The sequence below is a fragment of the Streptomyces sp. NPDC048521 genome (genome assembly GCF_043199855.1).
Classification (GTDB): domain Bacteria; phylum Actinomycetota; class Actinomycetes; order Streptomycetales; family Streptomycetaceae; genus Streptomyces.
The window spans coordinates 59,371-71,145 of record NZ_JBICWR010000007.1; the positions used below are offsets into that span (position 1 = coordinate 59,371).

Annotated in this window: 8 protein-coding genes; 7 read left to right on the forward strand and 1 reads right to left on the reverse strand. The window is 73.9% G+C overall.

Annotated features, from left to right (window positions below; translation table 11 throughout):
- The first annotated feature begins 66 nt into the window (after positions 1 to 66).
- From ACGFRF_RS18250 to cobI, 7 genes are read left to right on the forward strand one after another with little or no spacing between them, the layout of a single operon-like run.
- Positions 67 to 1,011, forward strand: a complete 945-nt coding sequence (locus tag ACGFRF_RS18250) for a cobalamin biosynthesis protein (RefSeq protein ID WP_393740993.1) — start codon at positions 67 to 69, stop codon at positions 1,009 to 1,011.
- Positions 1,008 to 2,549: a cobyric acid synthase gene (locus tag ACGFRF_RS18255; protein ID WP_393740995.1), complete on the forward strand. Its 1,542-nt coding sequence runs from the start codon at positions 1,008 to 1,010 to the stop codon at positions 2,547 to 2,549. Before ACGFRF_RS18250 ends, ACGFRF_RS18255 begins: the two co-directional genes overlap by 4 nt.
- A complete protein-coding gene (cobN, locus tag ACGFRF_RS18260; protein WP_393740997.1) occupies positions 2,546 to 6,196 on the forward strand; it encodes a cobaltochelatase subunit CobN in 3,651 nt (1,216 codons plus the stop codon). The genes ACGFRF_RS18255 and cobN overlap by 4 nt, the downstream gene beginning before the upstream one ends.
- Positions 6,193 to 8,193, forward strand: coding sequence for a putative cobaltochelatase (locus ACGFRF_RS18265; RefSeq protein ID WP_393740999.1), 2,001 nt, complete (start codon positions 6,193 to 6,195; stop codon positions 8,191 to 8,193). Before cobN ends, ACGFRF_RS18265 begins: the two co-directional genes overlap by 4 nt.
- Complete coding sequence (cobO, locus tag ACGFRF_RS18270; RefSeq protein ID WP_393741001.1) at positions 8,193 to 8,792, forward strand: cob(I)yrinic acid a,c-diamide adenosyltransferase; 600 nt, start codon at positions 8,193 to 8,195, stop codon at positions 8,790 to 8,792. The genes ACGFRF_RS18265 and cobO overlap by 1 nt, the downstream gene beginning before the upstream one ends.
- On the forward strand, positions 8,789 to 10,222 hold the full coding sequence (locus ACGFRF_RS18275; protein ID WP_393741003.1) for a cobyrinate a,c-diamide synthase: 1,434 nt from the start codon (positions 8,789 to 8,791) through the stop codon (positions 10,220 to 10,222). The genes cobO and ACGFRF_RS18275 overlap by 4 nt, the downstream gene beginning before the upstream one ends.
- Entirely contained in the window at positions 10,219 to 10,950 is a 732-nt protein-coding gene (gene cobI, locus ACGFRF_RS18280) for a precorrin-2 C(20)-methyltransferase (protein ID WP_393741005.1), read from the forward strand. Before ACGFRF_RS18275 ends, cobI begins: the two co-directional genes overlap by 4 nt.
- Before the next feature lie 14 nt (positions 10,951 to 10,964).
- On the opposite strand, the gene ACGFRF_RS18285 is transcribed toward cobI, so the two are convergent.
- Positions 10,965 to 11,693 (reverse strand): ZIP family metal transporter, encoded by a 729-nt coding sequence (locus tag ACGFRF_RS18285; RefSeq protein ID WP_393741007.1) that lies wholly within the window; start codon positions 11,691 to 11,693, stop codon positions 10,965 to 10,967.
- Between the last annotated feature and the right edge of the window lie 82 nt (positions 11,694 to 11,775).

Below are 11,775 nucleotides of genomic sequence, written 5' to 3' on the forward strand. Positions count from 1 at the left end.
TCGCCATGCTCGGCTGCCGAAGGACCAGTACCAGGCCCGCTCCTGTACCCACGGCCGGCTGAGCCGATGGGTGCCGATCGCTCCTACGCGTACGGCGCCGCCGCCGGCCTTCTCGGTGACCTGCTCCTCGGCGATCCCCGCCGCGGGCATCCGGTCGCCGCGTTCGGGCGGGTGGCAGCGGCCGTGGAACGCGCGTTGTGGCACGACCACCGCGGCTGGGGCACGCTGCACACCGCCGTGTGCGCCGGTGGCGCCGTCGCCCTCGGCGCGCTGGCCGTACGCGCCGTACGCCCCTCCCCCACCGCCTCCGTCGCGCTGACCGCGGCCGTCACCTGGGCGGTCGTCGGCGGCACCTCGCTCGCCCGGGAGGCCCGCACCGTCGGGCGTGCCCTGGAGGCCGGGGACGTCGAGGCGGCCCGCGCGCGGCTGCCCCACCTGTGCGGCCGGGACCCGCAGGCGCTGGACGCCGACGGGATCGCCCGGGCCGTGGTCGAGTCGGTCGCCGAGAACACCTCCGACGCGGTCGTGGGCGCGCTGGTGTGGGGTGCCGTGGGCGGGGTGCCGGGGCTGCTCGGGTTCCGGGCGGTCAACACCCTCGACGCGATGGTCGGTCACAAGTCGCCCCGGTTCCGGCGCTACGGCTGGGCCTCCGCCCGCCTCGACGACCTCGCCGGCTGGCCGGGGGCCCGGCTGACCGCCGTCCTCGCCGTGCTCGCCGGCCCCGACCCGCGGGGCGCGGTACGGGCCTGGCGGGCCGACGCGTCCCGGCATCCGAGCCCCAACGCCGGGCCCGTGGAGGCCTCCTTCGCGGGCGCCCTCGGGGTGCGCCTGGGCGGGACGCTCTCCTACGGCGGCCGGGTCGAGCACCGCCCCGTGCTCAACGGCGGGACCGGGCGCGCCGTCCGGGTCACCGACATCGACCGGGCCGTACGGCTCTCCCGCCGTGTCGGCCTGCTCGCGCTCGGCGTCACGGTCGCCGCGCGCCGACTCGTGAAGGGACGTGGGAAGTGAGCGGGGGTCTCCTCGTCGCCGGCACCACCTCCGACGCCGGCAAGAGCGTCGTGACGGCCGGGATCTGCCGGTGGCTGGTGCGCCAGGGCGTGAAGGTCGCGCCGTTCAAGGCGCAGAACATGTCCCTCAATTCGTTCGTGACGAAGGAGGGCGCCGAGATCGGGCGGGCGCAGGCCATGCAGGCCCAGGCCTGCCGGGTCGAGCCGACCGCGCTGATGAACCCGGTGCTGCTCAAGCCGGGCGGCGAGCAGAGCAGCCAGGTGGTGCTGCTGGGCAAGCCGGTGGGCGAGTTGAGCGCGCGCGGCTACCACGGTGGGCGGCAGCAGCGGCTGCTCGGCACGGTGCTGGACTGTCTGGCCGAGTTGCGGGGCACGTATGACGCGGTGATCTGTGAGGGGGCGGGGAGCCCGGCCGAGATCAACCTGCGGCGGACCGACATCGTCAACATGGGCATCGCCCGCAACGCGCGGCTGCCCGTGCTGGTGGTCGGGGACATCGACCGCGGGGGCGTGTTCGCCTCCTTCTTCGGCACGGTCGCCCTGCTGTCGCCGGAGGACCAGGAGCTGATCGCCGGGTTCCTGGTGAACAAGTTCCGGGGTGATGTCGGCCTGCTCGAACCGGGCTTGGACATGCTCCAGGGCCTCACCGGGCGGCGCACCTACGGCGTTCTGCCCTTCCGGCACGGGCTCGGCATCGACGAGGAGGACGGGATGGGGGTCCCCCCGCGCGAGCGCAGCCGAGCGTGGGAGAGGGTGTCGCGGGGCCCCGTCCGGGAGTCGGCCGTCGCTCCCCCGGCCGGCGAGGACGTGCTGCGGGTCGCCGTCTGCGCGATCCCGCTGATGTCCAACTTCACGGACGTGGACGCGCTGGCCGCCGAGCCGGGTGTCGTGGTGCGGTTCGTGGACCGTCCGGAGGAACTGGCGGACGCCGACCTCGTGGTGATCCCGGGCACGCGCGGGACCGTACGGGCGCTTCAGTGGCTGCGGGAGCGGGGACTTGCCGATGCCCTCGTGCGCAGGGCCGCCCGGCACAGGCCCGTCCTCGGCATCTGCGGCGGCTTCCAGATCCTCGGCGAGCACATCGAGGACGAGGTCGAGTCGCGGGCCGGCGAGGTCCCCGGGCTCGGCCTGCTTCCGGTGCGGGTGCGGTTCGCCCGCGAGAAGACCCTCACCCGGCCCGCCGGGGAGGCCCTCGGCGAGCGGGTCGAGGGGTACGAGATCCATCACGGGGTCGCCGACGTCCTGGGCGGCGAGCCCTTCCTGGACGGCTGCCGGGTCGGCCAGACCTGGGGCACCCACTGGCACGGCTCGCTGGAGTCGGACGGTTTCCGGCGGGCCTTCCTGCGCGAGGTGGCCGCCGCCGCGGGCCGCCGCTTCGTACCGGCCCCGGACACGTCCTTCGCCGCGCTGCGCGAGGAGCAGCTCGACCGGCTCGGCGACCTGATCGAACAGCACGCGGACACGGACGCGCTCTGGCGGCTCATCGAGTCGGGCGCGCCGCAAGGACTGCCTTTCATCCCACCGGGAGCGCCCGCATGAGCACAGTGTTGTTGTTGTCGACCGCCGACACGGATCTGCTGGCGGCCCGGGCCTCCGGCGCCGGGTACCGGATCGGGAACCCGACCCGGGTCGACGTCACCGAGGAGCTGCCGGGCCTGATCGAGGGCGCGGACCTCGCCGTCGTACGGCTGCTGGGCGGCAAGCGCGCCTGGGAGGACGGGCTGGCCGCGCTGAAGGCGTCCGGTGTGCCGACCGTGCTGCTGGGCGGCGAGGCCGTCCCCGACGCGGAGCTGATGGCCGAGTCGTCCGTGCCGGCCGGAGTGGTCGCGGAGGCGCTGAAGTACCTGGTCGAGGGCGGGCCCGCGAACCTGCTGGAGCTGTCCCGGTTCCTGTCCGACACCGTGCTGCTGACCGGTGAGGGCTTCGACGAGCCGCGCAAGATGCCGGAGTACGGCGTGCACGGCGGGTACGAGCTGCGGGACGGCCGCCCGACGGTGGGCGTGTTGTTCTACCGGGCGCACGAGCTGAGCGGCAACACCGCCTTCGTGGACACGCTGTGCGAGGCGATCGAGGCGAAGGGCGCCAACGCCCTGCCGGTGTACTGCGGGTCGCTGCGCGGCGCGGACGCCGGGCTGTACGAGCTGCTGGGGAAGGCCGACGCCCTGGTGGCCACCGTCCTCGCGGCCGGCGGCACGCACGCCTCGCAGGCGTCGGCGGGCGGCGACGAGGAGTCCTGGGACATCGGCGCGCTCGCCGACCTCGACATCCCCGTGCTGCAAGGGCTCTGCCTCACCTCCTCGCGGGACGCGTGGCAGGAGTCCGACGCGGCCCTGTCCCCCATGGACGCGGCGATGCAGGTCGCGATCCCCGAGTTCGACGGCCGTCTGATCACCGTGCCGTTCTCCTTCAAGGAGCAGGGCCCCGACGAGGTCCCGGTGTACGTCGCCGATCCGGAGCGGGCCTCCCGGGTGGCCGGGATCGCCCTGCGGCACGCGCGGCTGAAGCACAAGCCGAACGCCGAGAAGAAGATCGCCCTGGTCTTCACCGCCTACCCGACCAAGCACTCGCGGGTCGGCAACGCGGTCGGCCTGGACACGCCCGCGTCGGCGGTGCGGGTGCTGGACGCGCTGCGTGACGCCGGGTACTCGCTCACCGCGTACCCCTCCGGTGGTGACGAGTTGATCCACCGGCTGATCGAGGCCGGCGGTCACGACGTGGAATGGCTGACGGAGGAGCAGCTGGCGGCGGCGCCCGCGCGCGTGCCCCTCGCGGACTACCGGGCGTGGTTCGACACGCTCGACCCCGAGCTGCGAGAGGCGATGCTGGACGCCTGGGGCGAGCCGCCGGGCAGCCTGTACGTGGACGGCGACGACATCGTGCTGGCCTGCCTCCGGTTCGGGAACGTCGTCGTGATGATCCAGCCGCCGCGCGGCTTCGGCGAGAACCCGATCGCGATCTACCACGACCCCGACATGCCGCCCTCCCACCACTACATGGCGGCCTACCGCTGGCTGGACAGCAGTTTCGGCGCGGACGCGATCGTGCACATGGGCAAGCACGGCACGATGGAGTGGCTGCCCGGCAAGGGACTGGGCCTCAGCGGCGGTTGCGCACCGGACGCGGTCCTCGGCGAGCTGCCGCTGGTCTACCCGTTCATCGTCAACGACCCGGGCGAGGGCACCCAGGCCAAGCGGCGCGGGCACGCCACGGTGGTCGACCACCTGGTGCCGCCGATGGCCCGCGCCGACACCTACGGCGACCTGGCCAAGCTGGAGCAGTTGCTGGACGAGTACGCGCTCGTCTCCGACCTGGACCCGGCGAAGGCCCCGGCCGTCCGCGCCCAGATCTGGACCCTCGTCAAGGCGGCCGAGCTGCACCACGACCTGCACGTGGACGAGCAGCCGGACGACGACGCGTTCGACGAGTTCGTCATGCACATCGACGGCTATCTGTGCGAGATCAAGGACGTGCAGATCCGCGACGGCCTGCACGTCCTGGGCGGCGGGCCGGTCGGCGAGCCGCGTGTGAACCTCGTCCTCGCCGTGCTGCGCGCCTCGCAGGTGTGGGGCGGCCAGGCCCATGCGCTGCCGGGTCTGCGGGCCTCGCTGGCGGCTCATTTCGGGCTGGACGAGAAGGAGCTGCTGGCCGAGCCGGGTGCGGCGGTGAAGGCGCCGGTGGAGCTGACGGACCTGGTGGACGGTCCGGCGCGGACGGCGTCCGACGCGATCGACCTGCTGGAGCAGCTGTGCCGGCGGATCGCGGAGGGGATGGAGTTGCGAGCCTGGGAGGTCACGGCGGCCCCGGCGCTCGTCCGTGACGTACTCGGAGCCGAACTGCCGGACGCGGTCGCCGTGGTGGAGTTCGCCTGCGGCGAGGTCGTACCGCGGCTGGCGCGGACCACCGACGAGATCGGGCACATCCTGCGGGCGCTGGACGGCGGTTACGTCCCGGCGGGCCCGTCGGGTTCGCCGACCCGCGGTCTGGTCAACGTGCTGCCTACGGGCCGCAACTTCTACTCCGTCGACCCCAAGGCCATCCCCTCCCGGCTGAGCTGGGAGGTCGGCCAGTCGCTCGCCGACTCCCTGGTGCAGCGGTACCTGCAGGACACGGGCGAGTACCCGAGGTCGGTGGGTCTCACGGTGTGGGGCACGTCGGCGATGCGCACGCAGGGCGACGACATCGCCGAGATCCTGGCGCTGCTGGGCTGCCGCCCGGTGTGGGACGACGCCTCGCGCCGGGTGACCGGTTTCGAGGTGGTCCCCCTGGCCGAACTGGGCCGGCCGCGCATCGACGTCACGGTCCGGATCTCCGGTTTCTTCCGGGACGCGTTCCCGCACGTGGTCGGGCTGATCGACGACGCGGTGCGGGCGGTGGCGGAGCTGGACGAGCCGGCCGAGCGGAACTTCGTCAAGGCGCACGCCGACGAGGACACCGCCGAGCACGGTGACCGGCGGCGCGCGACGGCCCGGATCTTCGGCTCGAAGCCGGGCGCGTACGGCGCCGGTCTGCTGCCGCTGATCGACGCCCGCAACTGGCGCTCCGACGCCGACCTGGCCGAGGTGTACGCGGTGTGGGGCGGCTACGCGTACGGGCGCGGGCTCGACGGGCGGGCGGCACGCGGTGACATGGAGACCGCGTTCAAGCGCATCGCGGTCGCCGCGAAGAACGTCGACACCCGCGAGCACGACCTGGTCGACGCGGACGACTACTTCCAGTACCACGGCGGCATGGTCGCCATGGTCCGGCACCTGACCGGCGCCAACCCCGAGGCGTACGTGGGTGACAGTGCCGTACCGGACCAGGTGAGGACCCGCACGCTGGGCGAGGAGACCCACCGGGTCTTCCGTGCCCGTGTCGTCAACCCGCGCTGGATGGCGGCCATGCGCCGGCACGGCTACAAGGGCGCGTTCGAGATGGCCGCGACCGTGGACTACCTGTTCGGCTACGACGCGACGGCCGGCGTGGTCGACGACTGGATGTACGAGAAGCTCAGCGCGGAGTACGTCTTCGACCCGGAGAACCGGGACTTCATGAAGAAGTCCAACCCGTGGGCGCTGCGCGGGATCACCGAGCGGCTGCTGGAGGCGGCGGACCGCGGGCTGTGGGCCGAGCCGGACGCGGAGACGCTGGAGCGGCTGCGCGCCACCTACCTGGAGCTGGAAGGCGACTTGGAGGGCGACCAGTGACCACCCCCTTCCCTTTCACGGCCGTTGTCGGCCAGGACGACCTGCGGCTCGCGCTGCTGCTGAACGCCGTCTCGCCGGCGGTCGGCGGTGTGCTGGTGCGCGGCGAGAAGGGCACCGCCAAGTCCACGGCCGTGCGCGCTCTCTCGGCTCTGTTGCCCGAGGTGGCCGTCGTTCCCGGCTGCCGGTTCTCCTGTGACCCGGCGGCACCGGATCCGTCCTGCCCGGACGGGCCGCACGAGCCGGGAGCCGGTACGGCGCGCCCTGCCCGCATGGTCGAGCTGCCCGTCGGCGCCTCCGAGGACCGGCTGGTCGGCGCCCTCGACATCGAGCGGGCGCTCGCGGAGGGGGTGAAGGCGTTCGAGCCGGGCCTGCTGGCCGACGCGCACCGCGGCATCCTGTACGTGGACGAGGTCAACCTCCTCCACGACCACCTGGTCGACCTGCTGCTGGACGCGGCGGCGATGGGCGCCTCGTACGTGGAGCGCGAGGGCGTCTCCGTGCGGCACGCGGCCCGCTTCCTGCTCGTCGGCACCATGAACCCCGAAGAGGGCGAGCTGCGGCCGCAGTTGCTGGACCGCTTCGGGCTGACCGTGGAGGTCGCGGCCTCCCGGGAACCCGACCAGCGGGTGGAGGTCGTGCGGCGCAGGCTGGCCTACGACGACGATCCCGACGGCTTCGCCGCCCGGTGGGCGCACGAGGAGGCCGCCGTACGGCACCGGATCGCCGCGGCACGGCAGTTGCTGCCGCAGGTGCGGCTGGGCGACGGGGCGCTGCGGCAGATCGCGGCGACCTGCGCGGCCTTCGAGGTGGACGGCATGCGGGCCGACATCGTGATGGCGCGCACGGCGACGGCACTGGCCGCGTGGGCCGGGCGGACCGACGTGCTCGCCGAGGACGTGCGGCAGGCCGCGCTGCTCGCGCTGCCGCACCGGCGCCGGCGCAACCCGTTCGACGCGCCGGGGCTGGACGAGGACAAGCTGGACGAGACGCTGGAGCAGTACTCCGGGGACGACGGGGACGGCGACGACGATCCCGGTCCCGGCGGCCCCGGCGGGGGCGGCGGGCAGCCGGAGCCGGATGCCGGTCCGCAGGGCGGGGACACCGCGGCCCGGCCGGAATCCGGTGAGGGCGGGAGCCCGCAGCCCGCCGGTGCGGGTGAGCAGGCCGCCGCGCGGGCCGCCGAGCCCTTCCGGACCAGGATGCTGAGCGTGCCCGGCATCGGGGAGGGTGCCGCCGGGCGGCGCTCGCGGGCCCGGACCGAGCACGGGCGCACGACCGGGGCCCGGCGTCCCCGGGGTGCGCTGACCAAGCTGCACCTGGCGGCGACCGTGCAGGCCGCCGCCCCGCACCAGCGGGCGCGCGGCCGGTCCGGGCCGGGGCTGGTGATCCGCCGGGACGATCTGCGGCAGGCGACCCGGGAGGGGCGCGAGGGGAACCTCGTGCTGTTCGTGGTGGACGCCTCGGGGTCGATGGCGGCACGGCAGCGGATGAGTGCGGTGAAGGGTGCGGTGCTGTCGCTGCTGCTGGACGCCTACCAGCGGCGGGACAAGGTGGGTCTGGTGACCTTCCGGGGCTCTGCCGCCGATGTCGCGCTGCCGCCTACCTCGTCCGTCGACGCGGCCGCCGTCCGGCTTCAGTCGCTGCCGACGGGCGGTCGTACGCCGCTCGCGGCCGGGCTGCTGAAGGCGCACGAGGTGCTGCGGGTGGAGCGGCTGCGGGATCCGGCGCGGCGGGCGCTGGTCGTGGTGGTGACCGACGGGCGGGCCACCGGCGGCCCGGAGCCGGTCGCGCTGGCCGGGCGGGCCGCGCGGCTGTTCGCGGCCGAGCAGGTCGCCTCGGTGGTCGTGGACTGCGAGTCGGGGCCGGTGCGGCTCGGGCTCGCCGGGCAGCTGGCGGGTGAGCTGGGCGGTACGGCCGTCACGCTGGACGAGCTGCGGGCCGACTCGATCGCCGGGCTGGTCAGGGATGTGCAGGGGACGTCGAGGAGGGCCGCGTAATGCCGCAGGGACAGCCGAACGTCGTACCGGACGACGGGCTGACGACCCGTCAGCGCCGGAACCGTCCGCTGGTCGTCGTGCACACCGGGGTCGGCAAGGGCAAGTCCACCGCCGCGTTCGGGCTGGCGCTGCGCGCCTGGAACCAGGGGTGGCCGATCGGGGTGTTCCAGTTCGTCAAGTCCGCGAAGTGGAAGGTCGGCGAGGAGAACGCGCTGCGGGTGCTCGGTGCCTCCGGGCAGGGCGGGACCGTCGACTGGCACAAGATGGGCGAGGGCTGGTCCTGGGTGCAGCGCGACGCGCAGCTGGACAACGAGGAGAAGGCCCGGGAGGGCTGGGAGCAGGTCAAGCGGGACCTGGCGGCCGAGACGTACCGGTTGTACGTGCTGGACGAGTTCGCGTACCCCATGCACTGGGGATGGGTCGACACGGACGAGGTCGTCGACGTGCTGCGGAACCGGCCGGGCACCCAGCACGTGGTGATCACCGGGCGGAACGCGCCGGAGAAGCTCGTGGACTTCGCCGACCTCGTCACCGACATGTCGAAGGTCAAGCACCCCATGGACGTGGGGCAGAAGGGCCAGAAGGGCATCGAGTGGTGAGCTCGTCGGTGCCTCGGCTGGTCATCGCCGCGCCGTCCTCGGGCAGCGGCAAGACCACCGTCGCCACGGGGCTGATGGCCGCGTTCACCGCGCGGGGGCTCGCCGTGTCCCCGCACAAGGTCGGGCCGGACTACATCGACCCCGGGTACCACGCGCTCGCGACCGGGCGGGTGGGGCGCAACCTCGACGCGTATCTGTGCGGGCCGGAGCTGGTCGCCCCGCTGTTCCTGCACGGCGCCCGGGGATGTGACCTCGCCGTGGTCGAGGGTGTGATGGGGCTGTACGACGGGGCGGCGGGCGAGGGGGAACTCGCGTCCACGGCCCATGTCGCCAAGTTGTTGCGGGCGCCGGTGGTGCTCGTCGTGGACGCGTCGTCGCAGTCGCGGTCGGTGGCGGCGCTGGTGCACGGGTTCGCGTCGTGGGATCCGCAGGTGCGGGTCGGGGGCGTGATCCTGAACAAGGTGGGGTCGGACCGGCATGAGGAGTTGCTGCGGGAGGCGCTGGACTCGTCGGGTGTGCCGGTCCTGGGTGCCTTGCGGCGGGTCGCTCAGGTGGATACGCCCTCTCGGCATCTGGGGTTGGTGCCGGTCGCCGAGCGGCAGGCTGCTGCGGTGGAGGCCGTCGAGGCCATGGCGGCGCAGGTGGCTCAGGGATGTGACCTGGCCGCGCTGGAAGGGCTCGCCCGTACTGCGGGTGCCCTCCCAGGTGGCTCCGCCCCCTGGACCCCCGCCTCGCTCACCCACCACCCGACTCGGTCTGCCGAGAGGCCGGGCGCCGGGCCGGACCGGCCGCACACCGACCGCCCGGAACCGCCGGCCGAGAGGCGAGCCCCTGTGGTCGCCGTCGCCGGCGGTCCCGCGTTCACCTTCTCCTACGCCGAGCACACCGAGCTGCTCGCCGCCGCCGGGGCGGAAGTCGTCACCTTCGACCCCCTGCGGGACGAGCGACTGCCCGAAGGAACGGCCGGCCTGGTCATCGGCGGCGGGTTCCCCGAGGTGTACGCCGCCGAGTTGTCCGCCAACGAGCCGTTGCGCAAGGCCGTCGCCGATCTGGCGGTCTCCGGCGCGCCCGTGGCAGCCGAGTGCGCCGGGCTGCTGTACCTGTGCCGGGAGCTGGACGGGCGCCCGATGTGCGGGGTGCTGGACGCCACCGCGCGGATGACCGAACGGCTGACCCTCGGTTACCGGGACGCCGTGGCCGTCGGCGACAGTGTGCTGGCGCCGGCCGGGACGCGGATGCGGGGGCACGAGTTCCACCGCACGGTCGTCGAGCCGGGTGCCGGCGCCGCTCCCGCCTGGGGCGTGCGGGTCCCCGTGCGGCGGGTCGAAGGTTTCGTACAGCAGGGCGTGCACGCGAGTTATCTGCACACGCACTGGGCGTCCGAGCCCGGTGTCGCCCGTCGGTTCGTGGAGAGGTGCCGGACGTCATGAGCAGCAGGCTGGTCGGAGTCGGGGTCGGTCCCGGTGATCCCGAGCTGGTGACCGTCAAGGGGGTCAACGCGCTGCGTTCGGCCGACGTCGTCGTCGTACCCGTCATGGACACCGGGGAACGGGGGCGGGCCGAGGCGACCGTGCTGCACTACGTGCCCGAGGACAAGGTCGTCCGGGTGGTGTTCGCGCTGAACGAGCGGACCGACCGGGCGCGGCGGGAGGCGGCCTGGGACGCGGCCGGGGAGCGGGTCGCCGAGCTGCTGAGGCGCCGGGGTTCCGTGGCGTTCGCGACCATCGGCGACCCCAACGTGTACTCGACGTTCACGTATCTCGCGCAGACCATCGCCGAGCTGGTGCCGGGCGTCGTCGTGGAGACCGTGCCCGGGATCACCGCCATGCAGGATCTCGCGGCGCGGTCGGGTGCGGTGCTGACCGAGGGCACCGAGCCGCTGACGCTCGTCCCGGTCACGGCCGGGTCGGCGGTGCTGAAGGAGGCGCTGGCCGGGCCGGGGACCGTCGTGGCGTACAAGTTCGGGCGGCAGGCCGCCGAGGTCGCCGAGGCGCTCGAGGAGACCGGGCGGCTCGGGGACGCGGTGTGGGGGTCGGCGCTGGGGCTGCCGGAGGAGTCGGTGCATGCGGCCGCGGAGCTGGACGGGACGCCGCTGCCGTACCTGTCGACGCTGATCGCGCCGCCGCGGCGGGACGGCGGGCGGGGCGGGAAGCTGTGACGCCGGGCCCGCGGTCAGCCGGAGACGCCGACCACCAGCCAGATGAACGCCGCGCCCGCGACCGTGCACAGCAGGGTGGACCGGGCGGGGTGCTCGTGGTGGGCCTCGGGGAGGATCTCGGCGGCGGCGAGGTAGAGCAGTACGCCGCCGAAGAGGCCGAGATAACCGCCGAGCACCGGCTCCGGGATGTGGAAGAAGACGGTCGACAGCGCGCCCAGCAGGGGTGCGCAGGCGTCGGCGACCAGCATCCCGATCGCCCGGCGGCGCGCGTTGCCGTACAGGGTCGTGAGGGTGAAGGTGTTGAAGCCGTCGGCGAAGTCGTGCGCGATCACGGCGAGCGCTACGGACGCACCCATGCCGCCGCCCACCTGGAAGGCCGCGCCGATCGCCACGCCGTCCATGGCGCTGTGGCCCACCATCGCGGCGGCCGCCGTCAGGCCCACCTCCGGCGCCCGGTGCCCGTGCTCCTCCGCGCCGTGCGCGGCCTGACGGGCGGCGAGCAGACGTTCCACCAGGTGGGCGAAGAGGAACCCGACCACGAACAGCAGCAGGGCCGCGGGTACGCCGAAGACCTCGCGGCCCGCCGCCTCGAGCGCCTCGGGCAGCAGGTCGAGGCCGACCACGCCGAGCATCAGTCCGCCGGCCAGGCCGAGGACGAGATGCCTGCGGTCGGTCACGCGCTGTGCCGTCCAGCCGCCGGCCAGCGTCATCAGGAACGCGCCGAGCGCGACGAAGACCGCCATAGGCACTTGCTATCCGATCCAGGCGCCTTCGCGCACATCCGGCGCCGCACGAACTCCCGCACACCCTGACATTTCACCCGCT

What these genes read in the sequence shown, in the direction of transcription:
- ACGFRF_RS18250 (WP_393740993.1), top strand. Translation starts at nt 67, where the DNA reads ATGGGTGCCGATCGCTCCTACGCGTACGGCGCCGCCGCCGGCCTTCTC.
- cobN (WP_393740997.1), top strand. Translation starts at nt 2,546, where the DNA reads ATGAGCACAGTGTTGTTGTTGTCGACCGCCGACACGGATCTGCTGGCG.
- cobO (WP_393741001.1), top strand. Translation starts at nt 8,193, where the DNA reads ATGCCGCAGGGACAGCCGAACGTCGTACCGGACGACGGGCTGACGACC.
- cobI (WP_393741005.1), top strand. Translation starts at nt 10,219, where the DNA reads ATGAGCAGCAGGCTGGTCGGAGTCGGGGTCGGTCCCGGTGATCCCGAG.
- ACGFRF_RS18285 (WP_393741007.1), bottom strand. Translation starts at nt 11,693, where the DNA reads ATGGCGGTCTTCGTCGCGCTCGGCGCGTTCCTGATGACGCTGGCCGGC.